Source organism: Sulfurisoma sediminicola, assembly GCF_003865015.1.
Taxonomy (GTDB): domain Bacteria; phylum Pseudomonadota; class Gammaproteobacteria; order Burkholderiales; family Rhodocyclaceae; genus Sulfurisoma; species Sulfurisoma sediminicola.
In genome coordinates, this window is the sequence record NZ_BHVV01000003.1 from 159,349 (window position 1) to 180,064 (window position 20,716).

A 20,716-nucleotide genomic window follows, 5' to 3' on the forward strand; every position below is an offset into this window, starting at 1 on the left:
TGGGGCGGGGGGACTGTTGCTGCCGCTGGCGGCGCTGAACTTGGCGGCGGCCTTCCTCGTGCAGCTGGTCGTTCTCGCGCGAATCGGCCCGGGCAGCGCCACCGATGCCTTCATGGCGGCGGCGACGCTGCCGCAGATGCTGGCCGGCATGGCTTCGGCCGTATTGGGTAGCGTTCTGGTGCCGATGCTGGCCGGCGAGTCCGGAGAGCAGCAGAGCAGCGATGGCTGGTTTCTGCTACTTGCCGTCGGTGCCATTTTTTTGGCTGCCGCAGCGTTGTTGAGCCTGACGGCGGATTCCTGGGCAGGGTGGCTGTTCCCGGGCTTTTCCGCAGACGCTGCCCGTTTTTGCGCGGACCTCGCCCGCATCCAGGTTTTTTCCATGGCATTCGCGGCGATGAATTCGGTTCTCGTCGCGGTGTGTTATGCGCGCGGCCAGTTCGTTCGGGTCGAAGCCATCACCCTGCTCGTCGTCGGGACTTCCGCCGGGATCCTCTATTTCTCGCTGCCGATTCACGGCATCGTGGCCGCAGCGTGGACGGTCACACTGACCGCGCTTTTCCAGATGCTCCTGTTGCTGCCCGCGCTCGGGCGTCCTCGGCAAATGGGCTCGGCCGCCCGCAATGCGTCCCAAGCCTGGAAGCGGATCAGGCCCCTTCTGGCGGGGAACATCTACCACAAGAGCGATGTCGTGATCGACCGCTATCTTCTCTCCATGGCCGGTGCCGGCGACATGACCTTGTTCGCCCTGGCGCAGCAGTTCCACGGCGCGGCAGCGGGCCTTTTCGGCAAGGTATGGGGCAATACGGCGATACCCGATCTCGCCGTATGCGCCAAGCGCGGAGATATGCCGGGTTTTGTCGGGCTGTATCGCCGCCGGCTGGCGATTCTCGCCCTGGTGGGTGGCGCCTGCTACATCCTGCTGTTGATCGCCGGCCAGCCCGCTTTGGCATTGCTGCTCGGCCACGGCAAGACATCGGCGGGCGATATCGCTACGCTGTGGCAACTCATGGTGGCTTCGGGCGGAGTCCTGCTGTTCGGCTGTGTTGGCGTGCTCGTGGCAGGGGCCTACTATGCACTGGGCGATACCAGGACACCGACCTATCTGAGCATGGCAAGCTTCACGTTGTTCGTCGCAGTCAAGTATTTCGCCTTCCAGTCATTCGGCGCCATCGGGGTCGCACTGGCTGCAAGCGGCTATTTCGCCGTCAATACCCTTTTTCTGGCCGGATTGCTTCCAGCCAGGTTGCGCAACAAGGTCGGGACGCGATAGCCGGGATGCATTGCACGACTGAATCCCGGCCATGTCCGTTCGGCTGTCCGCCGGACGACGAATTGCTGTTTGTCGGGCGCGATCGGCTGCACGGAGTTCCGGGTGAATTCCCGGTCGTCCGGTGCCGCAATTGCGGACTGATCCGGACCGACCCCCGTCCTACTGCGGAGGCGATGGGCGCCTACTATCCCGATGACTACGGCCCCTACATCGGCAGCCGGATTCCGGGCGGCAGCCAGGTGCCGACGCGCCGGCAGAAGGTGCTTGACCCGTTGCTGCGTCGCATATTCCGGTTCAATACCAATGTGGTACCCGACCTGCCACCCGGGCGCATGCTGGAAGTTGGCTGCGCCAGCGGGTCGTTTCTGGCGCAGATGGCCTCGGTCGGCTGGACGGTAAGTGGCATCGAATTCTCGCCCGCCGCCGCAGCGGCGGCCCGCGGCGCCGGCTACGACGTCTTCGCCGGAACGGTCGCGGCGGCGCCGGAACCGGCCCACGCTTACGATCTGATTGCCGGCTGGATGGTCGTCGAACATCTTCATGATCCAATGAATACCCTGGGTACGCTCGCCCGCTGGACACGCCCGGGGGGCTGGCTCGCGATATCCTTGCCCGATGCCGGGGCCCTGGAGTTCCGCTTGTTCAAGGGCGCCGGCTACGCCCTTCAATTGCCAACTCATCTGTACCATTTCACGCCCCGGACGATAACGATGCTCCTGGAACGGAGCGGATGGCGGGTCGAACATGTCTACCACCAGCGGGTGCTGAACAATCTGATGGGAAGCATCGGCCACAAGTTGGAGGACTGGGGGGCGCCACTCGCCCTGAGCAGGATGTTTCGCAGCTATCCGCAACGTGCCGGCCGGTGGGCATTGATCCTTTATCCCATCGCGTGGCTGCTCGCCGCCATGGGGCAGACCGGACGCATGACGGTCCTGGCGAGAAGGGACGGCAAGGGCTCATGAGTACGGGTACGCCGGGCAGGGATTGGCCGAAGGTCACGATCATGATCCCTACCTATGGTCAGGCCGACATGGTGCTCCAGGCGATCGATAGTGCCCTGGCGCAGGACTATCCGAACCTGGAAGTGATCGTCGCCGACGATGCCTCGCCCGACAACACGTGCGAGGTGGTGGCGGGGCGCAGCAATCCGCGTCTGCGCTACCACCGCAACCGCGAGAATCTCGGCCGCGTCGCCAACTACCGCAACACGCTCTACGATTTGGCAACGGGCGAGTGGGTGGTCAATCTCGATGGAGACGATCGCTACACCGATCCCGGGTTCGTGAGCGCCGCGATGGCGGTCGCGCTGTCCGACAGCGCCGTCGTCATGGTCTCGGCCCGCCGCACGGTCGAGCGGAACGGCCTCATCGTGGACGTGACCCGAATTCCCGAGGCACCCTGGCTGGATGGCCTCGACCTCGTGCGCGGCCTCCCGGCGGTTTCGTATCACTTGCCGCACATGACGACCCTCTATCGCCGGGCCCCGGCAATGGAACTGGGCTTTTACCGGATGGACCTGATCAGCGGCGACTGGGAATCGCTCTACCGCCTTGCCTTACATGGGCGTGTGGCCTTCGTCGACAGGATCGTCGGTGCCTGGCGTGCCGGGGAGGCCAACGCCAGCCGCGTGGCCGACTGGCGTGCGCGCGCAAGCAATCTGCAGATCTGGCCGGCCATCTTCGTGGAGGCGGTGCAGGCGGGATTGCCCCGCAGTGAGGCGGCGAGGGTGCAGGCACTGACGATGTCCTATTTCGCCTATCTCGGCTTTTCGGACGTGCTTGCCAGTGCGGGAGCAGGGGCGGCCTGGCGGTATCTCGCCGTGCTGTGGCGCGAGCAGCGGCCGACGGCATGGCGCCTGCTGCTCGATCCGCGCTGCCTGCTGCGCCTCGGCATCGCCGCGGTGGCGCCGCGCTCGCGGAGGCCGCGATGACGCAGCGGCGGATCGCCATCTACACCTGCATCGCCGGCAACTACGACGATTTGCTGCAGCCGGCGGTTGCGGAAGCGGGGGCCGACTATTTCTGCTTCACCGACCAGCCGTTGGCGGATGCCAAGCGGTGGCAGCTGCGGCCGTTGCCCGAGTTCCAGGATGACGGCAGCCTTGCCAGCCGCTACGTCAAGATGCATCCGCATCGCCTCTTTCCGGATCACGACGCCAGTGTCTATGTGGACGCCAATGTCCGTGCCCTCGACGGCATCGTGGCGCTTGCCGAGGATGCCTTGCGTCGGGGATGCCTGGCGATGTACCGGCATCCCTTCCGCAGCCGCCTGGCGGACGAGGCGGACGAGTGCGCCCTGCTCGGCTACGATTTCCTCTGGCGCTTCCGCCGCCTGATGCGCCGCTACGCGGCGGAGGGATTGCCGCCCGCGGTCGCGCTGGTCGAGGCGAACGTGCTGATGCGGCGGCATCACGATCCGACGCTGATCGCCGCCATGGAGCTGTGGTGGAGCGAATACCGCTCGGGCATACGTCGGGACCAGCTCTCCCTGCCCTATGCGCTGTGGAAGCAGGGGGTCGATGTCGTCGACCTCGGGCGCAGCGACGCGCGATTCGACCGGGAGCATTTCGCCATGACGCCGCTCCACAAGCATCGGTCGGTGCCGGCGCGACAATGGTTCCTGCGCATCTTCAATCGCCTGCTGATGGAGCTGGGGCGGTGATGCCGCGCGTCGGCGTGGTCCTCGGCACGTGCAACGGCGCGCGCTTTCTGGGCGAGCAGCTGGATTCGGTTGCCCGTCAGAGCGGCGCCGACTGGCGCCTGCTCGCGTCCGACGACGGTTCCGTCGATGCCACGCTCGAAATTCTGAATTCCTTCGCGGCGGCGTGGCCGGGAAGGGTGGAGGTTCGTGCCGGCCCACGTCTGGGTTTCGCACGCAACTTTCTTTCCATGCTGGAGAACCCCGGATTCGATGCGTCATTCTGGGCGTTCTGCGACCAGGACGACGTGTGGCATGACGACAAGCTGTCGCACGCGGTGGGCTGGCTGGCGACCGTTGCGGGCGATCGCCCGGCCCTCTATTGTTCGCGAACGGCACTGGTGGATGAGAACGGAACCCGCCTCGGCGCATCCCCGGATTGGCGGCGACCGCCCGATTTCCGCAACGCGCTGGTTCAGAACATCGCCAGCGGCAACACGATGGTGTTCAACGAGGCCGCCCGCAGGCTCGTCGCCGGGGCGGGTGCGGTCGGGGTGCCCTTTCACGATTGGTGGGCGTACCTGCTCGTCGCCGGCTGTGGCGGCGAGGTGCGATTCGATCCGGTGCCGCGTGTAAGCTACCGCCTGCACGGTGAAAATGCGCTGGGCCCCTGGGGTGGGTGGCGGGCTTGGCGGCATCGCTCGAAATTGCTTGCGGACGGGACCTATGGCGGCTGGCTGGACGAGAATCTGGTGGCGTTGAGCGGCATGGAAAGCCAGCTCGGTGACGCGGCCCGGGCCACGCTGGCCCGCTTCCGCGCGATGCGCAAGGCGCGCGGCCTGCGGCGCGGCGTCGAGCTGATTCGTTCCGGCGTGTTCCACCAGAGCACGCTTGGGTACCTTGGGCTGCTCGTCGCAGCATCGCTCGGAAGATTGGCAAGGCCAGGACATGATGACGCTATCTGACATCTTTCGTTTTGCGGGCCGCCTTGCCGCGGCCCATGTTCGCTATGGCCGCGTTCTGCTGTCGGAACGCCTGTTCGGCGATGCGGGGACGAGGTCGCGCCGTTCCCCGGTAGGCCGGCACAGCCTGTACTTCGCCGGGAAGGCGGTGCAGCTTTGCCGGGGGACCGGAGTCGAGATCGGGTCCCTGCACAAGCGCTTGCCACTCGTCGCCAGTGTCCTGTATCTCGATGTGCGGAAGACGACAGAGCTGCGCGAGATCTACCGGAACGACGAGCGGGTGTCGCATATCGGGCAGGTACATCTGGTCGCCCCCGGCAGCCGGTATCCGTTCATCGACGACAATGCATTCGATTTCGTGGTGAGCAGCCATGTCCTCGAGCACACCTGCAATCCGCCGCGCCAGATCGAGGAATGGCTCAGGATCGTGCGTCCGGGGGGCATCGTCTACATGATCGTTCCCGACAAGCGCTTCTGCTTCGACCGTCGGCGCGAGGTCACCCCGCTCGAGCATTTCGTCGACGAGTTCGAAAGCGATGCCGCGTCGATCACCATGGATCATTACCGGGACTACATAGTCAATACGAATGGGGAGGACGGGCTGGTGCGGGATACCTCCGATGCCCACATCGAGTCGTGTTGGCGGCAGCAGGGAAGCATCCATGCACATACCTTCACGGCGGATTCGTTCCGACAGTTCCTGGACTTTTTCGCCGGCAGGTTGTCGTACCAACTGGTGCATTTCGATGCCGACCGGCTGGACATGCATGCGGCATTGCGCAAGCTCTGATGCGGATCGCTGCAATGGCGTCGATCCGGCCCGGCAGACGCTTCGAGCTTTTTGCTGAGTAGGCATCGTGGCCACGCCCCCGCATTCCGCCACGGCCTGCGATGTCGCGCATGAGCGCCCGGACGATCGCGTCGTGGCGATCATCGTCACCTTCCATCCGGATCCGGTGGCCTTGCGTCGCCTGGTCGATTCCCTGCTGCCGCAAGTCGACGGATTGGTGGTCGCGGACAACGGTTCCGATGGCGTGGCCAACGCGTGCCTTCTCGAGCTTCCCCCAGGTTTTGCCCGTTGTCTCGATATGGGCGGGAACCGTGGGGTTGCTGACGCCCTGAACCGTGGCATCGAGGCGGCGTTCGCGTCCGGCGCGTCCCACGTGATGTTGTTCGACCAGGACAGCCTGCCGGCGGAGGACATGACAACGCAGTTGATGTCCGCATGCCGTCGCCTGGAGAGTCAGGGTCGCCGCGTGGCGACCGTGGGGCCCCGGTACCTCGATCCGCGGTCCGGCCATGTTTCCCCGTTCGTGGCGACCAAGGGCTTGTGGTTGCGTCGGGTCGAAGCGCCGACGCCGTCGACACCTGTCGAAGCAGACTTCCTGATCACCTCGGGTTCGCTGATTTCCCGGGAGAGTTGGGCCGCCATCGGCCCGATGGCAGGCCCGATGTTCATAGACTATGTCGACATCGAGTGGGGTCTGCGCGCGCGGTGGAAGGGCTTCGCGTCGTACGGCGTCCCGGCGGCGCGCCTCAGTCATTCACTGGGAGACCGGCGCATGAATTTCCTCGGCCTGTCCGTGCCGCTGCACAGTCCGCTGCGGCACTACTATCAGATACGCAACCCGCTCTGGCTTTATCGCCAGCCCTGGATTGCCCTGAACTGGAAACTGGTCGACGGATTCCGTCTGCTGCTGAGGTTTGCCTTCCATGCTGTCTTCGTCCCGTCGCGCATGGCGAACATTCGGTACATGTTGCGCGGTCTGCTGGACGGGCTGGCCGGGCGACAGGGACGGCTCGAGTAGGCGGCGCGATGTCGGTTGCTGAACACGGCTGTCGCGATTTTCTGCGGGCCAGCGTCATCATCACGCTGGCCGCGATGGCCTACATCTACTGGTTCGCGGAGCCGGACGGGCCGATATTCCATCGCTTGCTGTATCGCCACGACCTGGCAGGGGCCATCGGGCTGCTTTTTCTGCTTGCGCTGCTGCCGCTGTCGAAGCGCGTCGCCCTCGATCCAACCGCGATTGCGCTGGCAGTGGCCCGCTACCACTGGCTGATCGCGGGAATGGTCTGGCTTCTTCTGAGCATTGGAAGCCGCTATCTGTATCACAGCCATCCGCTGTCGATGGATGAATACGCGGCATCGTTCCAGGCCGCGGTATTCGCCAACGGCAGCCTCGCCGGCCGCGTGCCACCGCAGTTGATGGACTGGGTGCTTCCGGACGAATTCCAGGGGCACTTCTTTGCCGTGAACCGTGTGACCGGAGATCTGGCGTCGGCCTACTGGCCGGGATTCGCGCTGCTGCTCGCCCCTTTCGTCTGGCTGGGAATTCCCTGGGCCTGCAACCCGCTGATCGTCGCCGCGTCCGTGTTGTTGGCCGGCCAGTTGGCACGCGAGGTCGTGGGACAGGAGAGCGCCCGCGGCTGGGCCATTCTCCTGGCGCTCGCGTCGCCGGCGTTCACCCTCAACGGCATTTCCTTCTATTCGATGCCGGCCCACCTGCTGTTCAACCTGATCTTCGTCTGGCTGCTGCTTCGTCCGTCGCCGGGACGAGTCTTCCTGGCCGGGGTCGTCGGCTCCTTCGCCCTCGTCCTTCACAATCCCTACCCCCATCTCCTGTTTTCCCTGCCATGGCTCGCCTGGCTGGTATTTCGTCGCGACGGCGGGATGCGAAACGCGCTGCTTCTCGCGCTCGGCTATATGCCCTTGCTGCTGCTGCTCGGCGTGGGCTGGATCGCCACCCTCGGCGCGCTGCGACAGCTTGGTCAGGCGACCGTGACGTCAGGGGCCCAGGCCGAGCAATGGCCATGGCTCGTACGGGTGGCGATCGGGCTCACGCGTCCATTCCACTTCCCCGACGAGATCACTCTGAGCCGGAGGCTCGCGAGCCTGGTGAAGCTCTGGCTGTGGAGTGCGCCGTTCCTCCTTTTCATGGCCGTGCTGGCGGCGAATCGCTTGCGGAATCCGCTGCTGAAACTGATGGGCGCATCCCTGCTGCTGACGATTCTCGGCTATTTCCTCGTGCCGGTCACGCAAGGACACGGTTGGGGCGATCGCTATAGCCATTCGGCCTTCGGCGTGCTGCCGGTGCTCGCGGCCGCATGGATGTGCAGCACTCCAGCGCAAGGCAATCGCGACGCAACATTGTTGCCGCTGGTCGCCAAGGCGGCTTTGTTGAGCCTGCTGCTGGCGACCGGATTGCGCGCCTGGCAGATAGGCACGTTCATGAACGATCACCTGGCGCAACTGCCGCCATACCCGAAAGACCGCCCGGCCATCGTGTTTGTCGGCAAGGGATACTATTCGCGTGACCTCGTCCAGAACGATCCGTGGCTACGGACGCAGCCCTGGGTGTTCGCCAGTCGCGGCAAGGACGTCGATATCGATGTGGCGGAAAAGCTTCTTCCCGGCGGCTGCATTTATGCGGATGGCTGGCATGGCTGGACGTTCGCTGTTCCCGGCGACAAGTCCCGGCAGCCATCGGTTACCACATCGAAGCCGTCACCCTGCTGATCGGACGTCTGATACGTGGCCTCGGCGGCTCCCCAGTCGCCGCGGCTTGACTAAGATGCGTTGGCCAGAACGGTCTGTTGCCAGCGCCAGGCATCGGCGCACATGGTATGCAGGTCGCGTCGTGCCTGCCAGCCGAGCAGGCGTTGTGCCAGATCCGCAGTTGCCCAATAACGGGCAACATCGCCCGGCCGGCGGGCAACCATGCGATGCGGAACCGGCCTGGTGCTTGCCGCGGCGAAGGTGCCGATCACCTCGAGAACCGAGTATCCGCGCCCGGTACCGAGATTGACCGTGACCAGACCGCCTTCGCGACCGAGGTAGTTGAGCGCGGCCAGATGGCCTTCGGCGAGGTCCATGACATGGATGTAGTCGCGGACGCCGGTCCCGTCGGGCGTCGGATAATCGCCGCCAAAGACGCTGACGTACGGGCGCATCCCGGCCGCGACTTGCGCGACATAGGGCATCAGGTTGTTTGGAATGCCTTGGGGCGACTCGCCGATCAGACCGCTTTCGTGTGCCCCGACCGGATTGAAGTAGCGCAGGCATGCAATGCGCCAATCCGGCTCGGCGGCATGCAGGTCGGAAAGCGTATCTTCGATGAAGAGCTTGCTGCGCGCATAGGGGCTGGTGGCGGAGCGCGGGGAGTTCTCCGTGACCGGAACTTCCGCCGGATCGCCATAGACGGTGGCCGACGAGGAGAACACGAGGGTCCGTACATCCGCGCGACGCATGGCGCCGAGCAGTTCGAGCGTGCCGCGAACATTGTTGTCGTAATAGGCCAGCGGCCGGGAGACGGACTCGCCGACCGCCTTGAGTCCGGCGAAGTGCATGACGGCCTCAATCGCCTGGTCGGCAAGGATGCGATCGAGCAGGGCTCCGTCGCGAATGTCACCCTCGCGGAACGCGATGTCCCGACCGGTCAGGGCCTTGAGGCGGTCCACGACGTCCGCCCGACTGTTGCTGAGGTTGTCGACGATGATCAGATCGTGGCCGGCCTCGGCGAGCGTCGTGCAGGCATGCGAGCCGATGAAGCCGGCGCCGCCGGTAACAAGAATTTTCATGTCGTCACGTCGCCTTATTCGTAGCGCAATGCCTCGATGGGAAGAAGGGACGACGCCTTGCGCGCCGGGTAGTAGCCGAAGAAGATGCCGACCGCCGCGGCGAAGCCCACGGCCAGGCCGATCGCTGCGACCGACAACTCGGTGCGCCAGCCGGCCAGTTCGCCGACGAGGAAGGAGCCGCCGACGCCGAGGATGATGCCGACGATGCCGCCGATCAGCGAGAGGGTGACGGCCTCGACCAGGAACTGCGAGAGGATGTCGCGGCCGCGGGCGCCGACGGCCATGCGCAGGCCGATCTCGCGGGTGCGCTCGGTGACCGAGACCAGCATGATGTTCATGATACCGATGCCGCCGACCAGCAGGCTGACCGAGGCGACGGCCGCGAGCAGCATCGCCAGCACTTTCGATGAGGCCTCCTGCGCCTGGAGGATTTCCGAGAGGTTGCGCACGAAGAAGTCGTCGTCCTGGCCCGGCTGCAGGCGGTGGCGCTGGCGCAGCAGGTCGCGCATTTTCTCCTCGGCCGCCTTCATGTCGGTGCCCTGGCGGATTTTGACGGTGATGGAGCCGACGCTGCGGGACTTTGCCATGGCCGAAGCGCCGAGGACGCGCTTGCGCGCGGTCGAGATGGGCATCAGGATCACGTCGTCCTGGTCCTGCCCCATCATGTTCTGGCCCTTCTTGTCGAGGATGCCGATCACCGTCAGTGGCACCTTGCGCACGCGGATCACCTGGTCCAGCGGCGTGGCGTCGCCGAACAGGTTCTTCGCCACGGTCTGCCCGATCAGGGCGACCTTGGCGGCGCTGTTCATTTCCGCCTGCTCGAAGCCCCGCCCCTCGCCGATCGGCCACTCGCGTGCGTCAAGGTAGTCCGGCGTGATGCCGAAGAAGCTGGTCGACCAGTTGGCGTTGCCGGCGACGACCTGACCGCTGCCGCGCAGGCTGGGCGCGGCCGCTGCGATTTCCTCGAGTTCGCGGCCGATGGCGTAGGCGTCGTCCTCGGTGATGGTCTGCTGGCTGCCGGCGCTGCCGCGGGCGCCGCCCGAGAGCGGTGCACCCGAGAAGACCATGATGATGTTGGAGCCGAGACTGCGGATCTGGTCCTCGACACGCGCCTGGGCGCCGTTGCCGACGGCGATCATGACGATCACCGCCGCCACGCCGATGATGATGCCGAGCATGGTCAGCGCCGAGCGCATCTTGTTCACGCGCAGCGCGGCCAGGGCGATGCGCAGGGTTGCGCGGAAATTCATGCGGTCTCCACGACTGGCAGGGCGGCCAGCGTCGCCGCAGCGTCGACGGCATCGTTGGTGCGATCCTCCACGACGTGGCCGTCGCGGAAGCTCACGATGCGCGAGGCGGCCGCGGCAACATCGTGCTCATGGGTGACGAGGACGATGGTGATGCCTTCGCGGTTGAGCGCCTGCAGCAGGGCCATGATCTCGACGCTGGTGCGCGAGTCGAGCGCGCCGGTCGGTTCGTCGGCAAGGACCAGCATCGGGTCGTTGACGAGGGCACGGGCGATGGCGACGCGCTGCTGCTGGCCGCCGGAAAGCTGCGTCGACTGGTGGTCGAGCCGGTCGCCGAGGCCGACCTGGCGCAGCCTGTGGGCGGCCCGCTGGTGACGATCGGCGCCGTGGATGCCTGCATAGAGCAGGGGCAGGGCGACATTGTCGACGGCGCTGGTGCGCGCGAGCAGGTTGAAGTGCTGGAAGACGAAGCCGATCTTGCGGTTGCGGACGGCGGCGAGTTGGTCGGCGCTGAGGCGCGAGACCTCCTCGCCACCGAGCCAGTATTCGCCGCCGCTCGGATGGTCGAGGCAGCCGAGGAGGTTCATGAAGGTGGATTTGCCCGAGCCGGACGGGCCCATCACGGCGACGAATTCGCCGGCGGCGATTTCGAGCGAAATGCCGCGCAGGGCGTGCACGGTGGTGCTGCCCATGCGGTATTCCTTGGCGAGACCGGCGGTGCGGATCAGCGGCGCGCCGGAAGCCGGGGACATGGCGCGATCTCCGGTCAGAACAGGCGCATGCCGGGCGGCGTCGCCGCCTTCGTCGTCGGCCCGCCGCCGACGATCACCTGCGCCCCTTCGGCAACTTCCTCGGAGAGCAGCTCGGTGGCGGTGCCGTCGGTGATGCCGAGTCGTACCTCGACGGCCTTGGGCTGGTCATTGCTGCCCGGCAACCAGAGCTTGCCGCTGCGTCCCTTGCCCGGCTCGCCGGAGCCCTTGCCGGCGCGTTCCGGCTTTGCGTTGCCGGCTTTGGCCTCCTCGGCATTCTGCGGTGGCTTGAAACGCAGCGCCGCATTGGACACCTTGAGCACCGCGTCCTTCTGGGCGGTGACGATGCGCACGTTGGCGGTCATGCCGGGCAGCAAATTGAGCTGCGGATTGGCGGCCGAGACGATGACCGTATAAGTGACGACGTTGGAAACGACCTGCGCCGCCTTGCGTACCTGCATCACTTCGCCTTCGAAATTGCGGCCGGGGAAGGCGTCGACGGTGAAGGTGGCCTTCTGGCCGAGGCGCACGCGGCCGACGTCGGCCTCGTCGATCGAGGTCTCGACCTGCATGTCGGTGAGATTCTTGGCGATGATGAACAGCTCGGGCGCTTGCAGGCTCGCCGCGACGGTCTGCCCGGTATCGACGCTGCGCTTGACGACGATGCCGTCCACGGGCGAGCGGATCGCGGTGCGATCGAGGTCGACCTTGGCCTGTGCCAGCTGCGCCTCTCGCTGCCGTACCAGCGCCTCGCTGTTCTTGGCCTGGGCCTCGGCCACCTGCGCCTGGGCCTTGGCGGCATCGAGCGTGGTCTGCGCCTTGTCGCGCTCGGCCGGCGAGATGAAGCTCTTCTCGACCAGAGTCTTTTTGCGCTCGAAATCGCGCTCGGCCTCCATCTGATTGACCTTGGCCTGGAGTTGCTGGGCACGCTGGACGTTGACGGCCGCGCGCGCGGCGTCGATGTCGGCCTCGGCCTGACGCACTTTTTGCTGGAAGGTTTCCGGGTCGATGCGGGCGATCAGTTGCCCTTCCTTCACCGTCGAGTTGAAATCGACGAGTATTTCCTTTATTTGCCCGGAGACCTGCGAGCCGACCTGAACCGAGACCACCGGGTTGAGCGTGCCGGTGGCGGCGACTGCCGCCGTCAGCGCACCGCGTTCGACCTTGGCGAATTTGTAGGGAGCTGCATCCGCGCTCGGTCCCAGCCACTTCCAGGCGACGAGGCCGCCGCCGAGCACCAGCACGCCTGCGAGTCCGATGACGAGGTTGCGTCGATTCATGCGGCCATTCTAGCGGATGGCCATAGGGTGACGCGGACGAAGCTGTAACGGCGTGTTGCCGTGCCACCGGAAAAATTTGTGCGGAGCGGTATCCCTTGGGACGGCGCTGGCGGCGCGGCGCAGCGGCGCTCAGGCCAGGCCTGGGTTCTTCTCCAGGCCGATGAGCGTGGGCTGGTTGAGCTGGCGCGGTGTCACGACCTTCTTGTCGCGCAGCCACTTCCCGACAACGTCCCAGATCGGCTCGCCACTGACGCCTTCGCCGACCGGCGCCCAGCCGGCGACCTTGTATTTCCGCGTGGCGTCGAGCAGCCGGCCGTTGAGGCGCATGTCGCTGATGCGGCTGCCGGCTTTGGCGTTGGGGTTGCAGGCGTAGGTCAGGCCGCCGACGCGCACCATGTCCCCGCCCTGCTGGTAGTAGGGGTCGGGATTGAACAGGTTGTCGCCGACATCCTCGAGGACGCCCTTGATCTGGTCGCCGGTGAGTTCGGAGAGCGTCGAGGTCGGGTAGGTGATGGCGGTCTGGTCCATCAGGTGCTCGAAGGTGATGGCCTGCCCCGGCAGGATGGTGGTGCCCCAACGGAAGCCGGGCGAGAAGCCGATCTCGGCGCCGCGCACCTCCATCATCGCGTCGAGGATCAGCTGGTCCCAGGAGCCGTTGAAGTTGCCGCGGCGGTAGAGCAGGCCCTCGGAGACGGCGAGCTTCTCGTCAAGCTTGGCCTTGTAGGGTGCGCGCACCTTGTCGATCAGCGCGGCCATCTCGGCATCAGCCGGCAGGAGGTTGGCGAACACCGGGAGCAGGCGGTACTTGAAGCCGGAGACCTTGCCGCCCTTGACGTCGAAATCGAGCACGCCGAGGAACTTGCCGTTGGAGCCGGCGTTGGTCACCAACGTAACGCCCTTGGCGTTCTTTATCTGCACCGGCTGGGGCACGCCGTCATGGGTGTGGCCGCCCATGATGGCGTCGATGCCGGTGACGCGCGAAGCCATCTTGAGGTCGACATCCATGCCGTTATGGGAGAGAACGACGACGACCTGCGCGCCCTTGGCCCTCGCCTCGTTGACGACCTTCTGCATGTTCTCGTCCTGGATGCCGAAGGTCCAGTCCGGCACCATCCAGCGCGGGTTGGCGATCGGCGTGTAGGGGAAGGCCTGGCCGATCACCGCCACCTTGACGCCGTTCATCTCGCGCAGGGAATAGGGCGAGAACACCGGGTCGCCGAAGTCGGTGGTCTTGATGTTCTGGGCGAGGAACTCGATCTTCCCCTTGAAGTCCTTCTCGACGATCTCCTTGACGCGCTCGTGGCCCAGCGTGAACTCCCAGTGGCCGGCCATCAGGTCGACGCCGAGCAGCCTGCAGGCATCGACCATGTCCTGGCCCTTGGTCCATAGCGCCGTGGCCGAGCCCTGCCATGTGTCGCCGCCGTCGAGCAGCAGCGCGCCGGGACGGCCGGCGCGGACCTGCTTCACCAGAGTGGCGAGGTGGGCGAAGCCGCCGACCTTGCCATAGGTCTTGGCCGCCTGCTCGAAGTCGAGGTAGGTGAAGGCATGCGCCTCGCTGCTGCCCGGCTTGATGTTGAAGGCCTTGAGCAGGTGCTCGCCGACGAGATGCGGCGCCTTGCCGACCGCACTGCCGAAGCCGAGATTGACGTTCGGCTCGCGGAAATGGATCGGCAGCAACTGCGCATGGCAATCGGTGAAATGCAGGAAATGCACGTTGCCGTAGCGCGGCAGGTCGTAGAACTTGTCGGCGCCCTGCGCGGCGAGCAGGTCGCGCGAGTTCAGGGCGAAGCCGGCGGCGGATGCGGCGGCGAGAATCTGCAGGAATTCGCGGCGGTTCATCGAGGACATGGAACGGACTCCTTGGGGTCAAAAAAGCCTGGCCGCGGCCAGGCTTCCTGTCGGACGGCGTGTTACTTGTTGACCGGCGACTCGGGATCGAGCAGCAACGCTACCAGATGGCGGATCTGCTCCGGCCTGAGTGCGCCGACATGGCCGAAGCGCGGCATCTCGGAGCAGACGTTGTAGGACTTGGCATTGTAGATCTTGCTGTAGACGTACTTCTGCATGTCCGCCGTATTGCCACGCAGCTTGCCGAAATGGAACAGGCTGGGGCCTACGGTGCCGAACGACGTCTCCTTCGGCGCGATCTGGTGGCAGTTGTAGCAGTTGCCACCTACCGGGAGTCCCGGCTCGTCGGTCCAGGTGAAGCCACGACCGGACTGGGCGATCTTCTCGCCTTCCTTCCAGTCGCCCATCAGTTTGCCGTCGGCGGGATACTTCACGCCTGCCATCTGGTCGGCCTCGAGGCGCTTGGTGATGTCGGCCGGCGGCTGGTTGCCGGTACGGTTGCAGATGGCCTGGAGTCCGTCCTCGAAAATGCGGTCGGCCGTGGCCTGGCCCTTGGTGACGAAATCCTGCTTCATCATGACCAGCGCCTTGGCGCGATGGTCGGAATCGGAGAATGCTGCGGGCGCGGCGGCAATCATGGCCATCGCCACCAGCGAATTGCGTGCGGTAGTTTTCATGTTGTCTCCCTGTTAGCGCTTGATGCCCGGGCCGGTGTAGGTCACCCCGTTGGCGTTGGCGGTCATGTAGGTCAGCAGGGCGGTGACGGTGTCCGAAGCGTATTTCGGCTCAGGGAAGCGCTGCTGGCGGAAACAGTCACCCATGCGCCACTGGTGGGTGAGCATGACATTGCCGGTCATGCGATAGCCGGGCCAGCCGAGGACGGCCATTGCTGCCCCCTTCTGCGTCGAGATGTTGGGCAGCTGCTGCATACGGATGCGCTTGCCATCGGCACCGTGGCAGGTGTTGCAGGAGAAGTCGTAGGGACCGGCGCGGTGCTTGACCACTTCCTTGCCGACCTCGTAGACGTCCTTGACGTGGGGATCCTTCATCGGTACGGCGAATTTCATGTCTTTCGAGTTGGCGGCGACGTAGGTGACCAGCGAGGTCTGTTCCGGCGTATAGGTACCGGAGGCAAAGGGTTTGGCGTGGAGGTCAGCCTCCTTGAAGCCCTGCTTCTCGACCATGCACCAGACGATGCGGCGCTCGGCATCCATCACCTTGCCGGCGTCGGCGAAATAGCGCGGCATCTGCACGTAGGCACCCTTGACGACGCCGACGCCGAGACCGAGGTCGCAGCTCTCGGCGAGCGAGACGTTGTTGGGGCCGCGCTTCGTCTTCCACATTTCCTCGCCCTGGGCCTCGAACAGTTCGGCCGGATTGCCTTCCTCGATCATCTTGGCGCGAAACTTCTCGAACTCGAGGGTGGCCGCGTCCTTTTCCTCGACCGGGGCGGCGGAGGGCTTGGCGGCTTTCTTGGAAGCTGCGGGCTTGGCGGCGGCTGCCGGCTTGTCCTGGGCGATTGCGGGGCTGATGGCCAGGGCGAATGCCGCGGCCGCAACGAGCGCTTGTCTCATTCCTTCCTCCATTGGGGCGGGCTTGGTGTCCCGCCTGATTTTGTTATCGGGACGGAGTCGCGGCTCCGTCCCTCTGGTACAGCGTTGAATCAGGCGACGGTGGCTTCGTCGGTACGCGAATCGCCTTTGTTGTCCTGCCACTTGACCACGACCTTGTCGCCGGCCTTGGCGCCCTTGACCTTGAAGCCGAACACCGGGTTGGTCGAAATCGAGGTGCCGGTCTCGCTCTGCACCACGACCTTGCCGCCGACTTCCACGGTGAACTGCTGGATGAACACTGCGGGGATCGTCTGGTTGGTTTTCGGATCCTTGCGCTGGCCCGTTTCCATCGGGTGGCTCATGAGGATCTTGATGTCGGCAAAATCGCCCTTCATCTGGGCGCGAACTTTCATTGGGCTTCCCATAGCGTCTCTTTCCTTTTCGAATTCGTGAGGGTTCGCTCAGCCGCCGCAGCCGCCGGCGGTGACCTTGACTTCCTTGCTGGCCGTGAAGTACTTGCCGTCGGAGGTCTTGGCCACGGCGCGCACGATGGAGGTCTGGCCCATCTTCAGGCGTAATGCAACGTCGGCCATGGCGCCGTTGGCGAAGTTGAAGGCCGCCGAGAGGGGATACGGATTCTTGTCGATGAAGACAGCGATCGAAATGGTGTTGGGAATGTTGCTGGTGACATCGACCGGCACCACGGCGCCGTTCTCGGCGATGTCGGGCGCGTTGAGCTTGAGGTCCTTGCTTTCGGCGGTGGAGGCGGCGCCGACGGCCTTCATGGCGGCGGGGGTGTCCTTGGCTTCGAAGGCGGCCTTGTTCCACTCCATGGCTAGCACCTGGGTGGGCTTGAGCAGGCCGGCGGTGAGCGCGGCAGCCAGCACGCCGCTGGCACTGGCGCCCTTGAGCACGGTTCTACGCAGAATGTTCATCGTTCCTCCTGGGTTGAAATTCATTCATCAATGCAAATGGTTGTAGCGTAAGACGCAGCAACGTAGGGGATTATTCCCTACGATATGAAAAAATCCAGTCGACACCTCAAATGTCGGCTCTGGCGGCACGCCAATGGCCTGATTTGCCTCCCATTTTTTCGAGCAGGCGGAGTTCGCCGACGACCATGCCGCGGTCGACGGCCTTGAGCATGTCGTAGATGGTCAGCAGCGCGACCGAGACGGCGGTGAGCGCCTCCATTTCGACGCCGGTGCGGCCTACGGTTTGTGCCGTAACCTCGCAGGTCACGCTGTTGTTGGCGTCGTCGATGACGAACTCGGCGGCGACGCGGGTCAGTGGCAGCGGGTGGCAGAGCGGGATCAGCTCGGAGGTGCGTTTGGCGCCCTGGATGGCCGCGACGCGGGCGATGCCGAGCACGTCGCCCTTCCTGGCGTCGCCGGCCTTGATCAAAGCCAGGGTCGCCGGCTGCATGCGGATGGTGCCGGCGGCACGGGCGACACGTTCCGTCTCGGCCTTGGCGCCGACGTCGACCATGTGTGCCTGGCCAGCCTTGTCGAAGTGGGTCAGGGCAGCTTGTGACATGCGCTTACAAATCCCCGTGTTTGGCGACCGGCGAACTTCCGGCCCGAAACGCTATCATAGCCGCCATGCGCCTTCCTTGGCTTATTCCACCACTCGCCGCCGCGATGCTGGCCCTGGCACCCGCTGCGGTTGCCGAGGGCTTGCCGGACCTCGGGGACGTCGCTCAGGTCGATCTGTCACCACAGGCCGAAAAGCAGATCGGTGCATCGATCTTTCGCGACATCCGCCTGCGCGAGGCAAGTTATCTCGATGATCCCGAGATTACGGGCTACCTCAACCGTCTCGGCATGCGCCTAGTGGCGCACAGCGGTGAGGCGCGGCAGGATTTCCAGTTCTTCGTGCTGCGCGATTCCACCCTCAACGCCTTCGCCATGCCCGGCGGTTACATCGGTGTCCATACCGGCCTGATCGCCGCGGCGCAGTCCGAATCGGAGCTGGCATCGGTGATTGCGCACGAAATCTCCCATGTCACCCAGCATCATCTTGCCCGCATGGTGGGCAAGCAGAGCCAGGCGCAGCTAGTGTCAATGCTGGCGTTGGCCGTCGCCGTTCTCGCGGCGCGTAGCAACAGCGAGCTTGCCACCGGGGCAATGATGGCGGGCCAGGCCGCGGGGTTGCAGAGCCAGCTCAATTACTCGCGCGACTTCGAGCGCGAGGCCGACCGCCTCGGTATCAATCTGCTCGAAAATTCGGGTTACGACATCCGCGGCATGGGCAGCTTCTTCGAGCGACTGCAGAATTTCGGCCGGCTCTACGAGAACAACGCGCCGGTCTACCTGCGCACCCATCCGCTGACGACCGAGCGCATCGCCGATATGGGCAACCGCATTTCGCAGCGGCCCTACCGACAGGTTCCCGACTCGCTCGACTTCCTTCTGGTGCGCGCCAAGTTGAAAGCGCAGGAGGATGATGCGCGCGAAGCGGTCACCCACTTCGCCAGCCTGGTCAAGGAGCGCAAGTTCAGCTCCGAGCCGGCCGCCTATTACGGCTATGCGGTGGCACTGACCCGCTTGAAGGACTGGGCCGGGGCCGAGCGTGAGCTGGGACAGGCGCGCCGCTTCAAGGCGGCGTCACCGATGGTCGAGACGCTCGCCGCCGAGTTGCGTCGGCAGCAGGGAGACGCCGACGGCGCCTTTCGCCTCTTGCGTGCCGCGGCGCAGCGCTATCCGCAGGAGCGCGCCGTGTCCTACGCGTTGATGGAGACCTTGCTCGGCGCCGGGCGGCTGGACGAGGCGCAGCAACTCGGCGTTGCCGATGTCCAGCTCTATCCCTCCGACACCCGGATGCTCGGCCTGCTGGCGAAGACCTATGCCTTGCTGGGCAAGGTCGCGCGCCAGCACCGCACCCAGGCCGAGGTCTATGTCGCCAACGGCCAGCTGCTCGCCGCCATCGAACAGCTGCAATTCGCGCAACAGGCACGGGACGGCGATTTCTACGACCAGGCGCAGATCGACGCGCGCCTGCGCGAACTCAAGCGCCAGCAGGCCGAGGAAATGCGCCGCCGCTAGGTTCGTGCTGTGCCGGCTGCGGCGGGGATGCCGCAGCCGATATGCACATCAGGCCTTATCCTGGCTCTGATAGTAGTCCGAGAGGATCTTTGCAACCTCGGGGCGGGAAAACTCCGGCGGAGGCGCTTCGCCGCGGCCGAGCATCTCGCGCACCTTGGTGCCGGACAGCGTGATGAAGTCTTCCTTGGTGTGGCCCGGAGCTTCGCGCATCATCACCACGCGACCGAGCTTCTTCGACCAGGCGGTATTGTCGGCCATGAACATCTCGATCTTCAGCGCGCCTTTGGGCACATCGTCGAAGATGGCTTGCGCGTCGAAGGGACCATAGTAGTCGCCCACGCCCGCGTGGTCGCGGCCGATGATGAAGTGCGTGGCACCCATGTTCTGGCGGAACACGGCATGCAGGACGGCCTCGCGCGGCCCGGCATAAAGCATGTCGAAGCCGTAGCCGGTCACCATCGCGCTGTTGGGCTTGAAGTACAACTCGACCATCTTGCGGATGCAGGAATCGCGCACCGGCGCCGGGATATCGCCTTTCTTCAGCTTGCCGAGCAGCATGTGGATGACCAGGCCGTCGGTGCCGAGGCGCTCCATGGCCATGTGGCAGAGCTCTTCGTGCGCGCGGTGCATCGGATTGCGGGTCTGGAACGCGACCACTTTTTTCCATCCGCGTTCGGCGATTTCGTTGCGGATCTCGACCGCGGTGCGGAAGGTATCCGGAAATTCGGTCTGGAAATAGCTGAAGCTCAAGACCTTGATCGGGCCGGAAACCAAGTAGCGACCGGCGGAGTTGAAGGCCGCCACGCCGGGATGCTCCGGATCCGTCGTGCGATAGACCTTCTCGGTCATGAGGCGCATCTGCTCTTCGCTGGCTTCCTCGATCGCTTCCACGTCCATGACCGCCAGGATTGGGTTCCCCTCGACGTTGGGGTCGCGCAACGCAATGTGCTTGTGGCCCTTGATGGCGCTGATGTCCTTGGTCAGGTTCAGGACCGGCACGGGCCAGAAGAGGCCGCTGGTAGTCTTCATGTGTTCCGCGGTGCTAAGGGCGTCGGCCAGATTCATGTATCCGGTCAGCGGGTTGAAGTAACCCGACCCCATCATCACCGCGTTGGCGGCGGCGGCAGAGGAAAGCAGCATCGAGGGCAGCGACGCCGCCTTATGCGTCAGCGCCTGATGCTCGGCTACGTCATACACGAACAGCGGATTCAGCTGCTCGGAACCGTGTGGCTTAATCATTCTTGATCCTCCCGTCGATGTTTGGCTTCGAAGCCGGCAAAATACAACAAGCCCAATGGCGTTTCGATCAAATATTCTTCTTCGGGGGTGTCAATGTCTAATTGGCGTTGTCAAGGGCAAAGTGCGGAAAAAACCAGCCATTTGATCTCGATCAAACATTCCGCAAAAAACAATTGGTGCGCCTTATTCACCAATCAAAAATCGGGATTATCCTGTTGCGAGTAAGGTGATAGCCTCACTCTGTTTCATGATGTAGTCAAAGCCACCGTTCCCGCCGGAAGCGGATTCGCGATACGCCGCCGG

The 20,716-nt window shown here is 64.8% G+C and carries 20 protein-coding genes; 9 read left to right on the top strand and 11 right to left on the bottom strand.

The annotated features are described in order from the left end of the window. Positions 1-16: 16 nt before the first annotated feature. The 8 genes from EJE94_RS07110 (at position 17) to EJE94_RS07145 (ending at position 8,392) form a co-directional block, all read left to right on the top strand. Positions 17-1,270, top strand: a complete 1,254-nt coding sequence (locus EJE94_RS07110) for a lipid II flippase MurJ (protein WP_165904773.1) — start codon at positions 17-19, stop codon at positions 1,268-1,270. 173 nt (positions 1,271-1,443) lie between these two features. Continuing rightward, complete coding sequence (locus EJE94_RS07115; protein ID WP_207855804.1) at positions 1,444-2,235, top strand: class I SAM-dependent methyltransferase; 792 nt, start codon at positions 1,444-1,446, stop codon at positions 2,233-2,235. Continuing rightward, positions 2,232-3,203 carry a glycosyltransferase family 2 protein gene (locus tag EJE94_RS07120; RefSeq protein WP_121242507.1) on the top strand — a complete coding sequence of 324 codons (972 nt, stop codon included), beginning with the start codon at positions 2,232-2,234 and terminating at the stop codon, positions 3,201-3,203. Before EJE94_RS07115 ends, EJE94_RS07120 begins: the two co-directional genes overlap by 4 nt. Next, a complete protein-coding gene (locus EJE94_RS07125) occupies positions 3,200-3,934 on the top strand; it encodes a glycosyltransferase domain-containing protein (protein ID WP_165904775.1) in 735 nt (244 codons plus the stop codon). Before EJE94_RS07120 ends, EJE94_RS07125 begins: the two co-directional genes overlap by 4 nt. Then, a complete protein-coding gene (locus tag EJE94_RS07130) occupies positions 3,934-4,875 on the top strand; it encodes a glycosyltransferase family 2 protein (protein WP_243642564.1) in 942 nt (313 codons plus the stop codon). The genes EJE94_RS07125 and EJE94_RS07130 overlap by 1 nt, the downstream gene beginning before the upstream one ends. Continuing rightward, positions 4,859-5,662 carry a methyltransferase domain-containing protein gene (locus EJE94_RS07135; protein ID WP_121242501.1) on the top strand — a complete coding sequence of 268 codons (804 nt, stop codon included), beginning with the start codon at positions 4,859-4,861 and terminating at the stop codon, positions 5,660-5,662. Before EJE94_RS07130 ends, EJE94_RS07135 begins: the two co-directional genes overlap by 17 nt. 67 nt (positions 5,663-5,729) lie before the next feature. Next, positions 5,730-6,680, top strand: coding sequence for a glycosyltransferase family 2 protein (locus EJE94_RS07140; protein ID WP_165904777.1), 951 nt, complete (start codon positions 5,730-5,732; stop codon positions 6,678-6,680). A gap of 8 nt (positions 6,681-6,688) precedes the next feature. Beyond that, a complete protein-coding gene (locus EJE94_RS07145; protein ID WP_124962413.1) occupies positions 6,689-8,392 on the top strand; it encodes a hypothetical protein in 1,704 nt (567 codons plus the stop codon). 50 nt (positions 8,393-8,442) lie between these two features. Here the strand turns inward: EJE94_RS07145 and galE are convergent, their stop codons facing one another. From galE to moaC, 10 genes are all read right to left on the bottom strand, one after another. After that, positions 8,443-9,453: a UDP-glucose 4-epimerase GalE gene (gene galE, locus EJE94_RS07150; protein WP_121242495.1), complete on the bottom strand. Its 1,011-nt coding sequence runs from the start codon at positions 9,451-9,453 to the stop codon at positions 8,443-8,445. A 14-nt stretch (positions 9,454-9,467) separates the two neighbouring features. Further along, positions 9,468-10,703 (bottom strand): ABC transporter permease, encoded by a 1,236-nt coding sequence (locus EJE94_RS07155; protein WP_121242492.1) that lies wholly within the window; start codon positions 10,701-10,703, stop codon positions 9,468-9,470. Beyond that, positions 10,700-11,452 carry an ABC transporter ATP-binding protein gene (locus EJE94_RS07160; RefSeq protein ID WP_370685658.1) on the bottom strand — a complete coding sequence of 251 codons (753 nt, stop codon included), beginning with the start codon at positions 11,450-11,452 and terminating at the stop codon, positions 10,700-10,702. Before EJE94_RS07160 ends, EJE94_RS07155 begins: the two co-directional genes overlap by 4 nt. A gap of 14 nt (positions 11,453-11,466) precedes the next feature. Then, positions 11,467-12,729, bottom strand: a complete 1,263-nt coding sequence (locus EJE94_RS07165; protein ID WP_121242491.1) for an efflux RND transporter periplasmic adaptor subunit — start codon at positions 12,727-12,729, stop codon at positions 11,467-11,469. Between the two features lie 129 nt (positions 12,730-12,858). Beyond that, the gene (soxB, locus tag EJE94_RS07170; RefSeq protein ID WP_207855805.1) at positions 12,859-14,577 is read right to left on the bottom strand and encodes a thiosulfohydrolase SoxB; all 1,719 of its coding nucleotides are present in this window, start codon (positions 14,575-14,577) and stop codon (positions 12,859-12,861) included. A gap of 62 nt (positions 14,578-14,639) precedes the next feature. Continuing rightward, a complete protein-coding gene (soxX, locus tag EJE94_RS07175) occupies positions 14,640-15,254 on the bottom strand; it encodes a sulfur oxidation c-type cytochrome SoxX (protein ID WP_121242487.1) in 615 nt (204 codons plus the stop codon). 12 nt (positions 15,255-15,266) lie between these two features. Further along, a complete protein-coding gene (soxA, locus tag EJE94_RS07180) occupies positions 15,267-16,151 on the bottom strand; it encodes a sulfur oxidation c-type cytochrome SoxA (RefSeq protein WP_121242817.1) in 885 nt (294 codons plus the stop codon). A gap of 89 nt (positions 16,152-16,240) precedes the next feature. Continuing rightward, positions 16,241-16,543, bottom strand: coding sequence for a thiosulfate oxidation carrier complex protein SoxZ (gene soxZ, locus EJE94_RS07185; protein WP_243642550.1), 303 nt, complete (start codon positions 16,541-16,543; stop codon positions 16,241-16,243). Between the two features lie 48 nt (positions 16,544-16,591). Next, complete coding sequence (gene soxY / locus EJE94_RS07190) at positions 16,592-17,065, bottom strand: thiosulfate oxidation carrier protein SoxY (protein WP_121242483.1); 474 nt, start codon at positions 17,063-17,065, stop codon at positions 16,592-16,594. A gap of 106 nt (positions 17,066-17,171) precedes the next feature. Next, on the bottom strand, positions 17,172-17,666 hold the full coding sequence (moaC, locus tag EJE94_RS07195) for a cyclic pyranopterin monophosphate synthase MoaC (protein WP_121242481.1): 495 nt from the start codon (positions 17,664-17,666) through the stop codon (positions 17,172-17,174). 65 nt (positions 17,667-17,731) lie between these two features. Between moaC and EJE94_RS07200 the strand changes: the two genes are divergently transcribed. Next, entirely contained in the window at positions 17,732-19,174 is a 1,443-nt protein-coding gene (locus EJE94_RS07200; protein ID WP_121242479.1) for a beta-barrel assembly-enhancing protease, read from the top strand. A 48-nt stretch (positions 19,175-19,222) separates the two neighbouring features. Here the strand turns inward: EJE94_RS07200 and sat are convergent, their stop codons facing one another. Further along, the gene (gene sat / locus EJE94_RS07205) at positions 19,223-20,413 is read right to left on the bottom strand and encodes a sulfate adenylyltransferase (protein ID WP_121242477.1); all 1,191 of its coding nucleotides are present in this window, start codon (positions 20,411-20,413) and stop codon (positions 19,223-19,225) included. Positions 20,414-20,716: the final 303 nt, after the last annotated feature.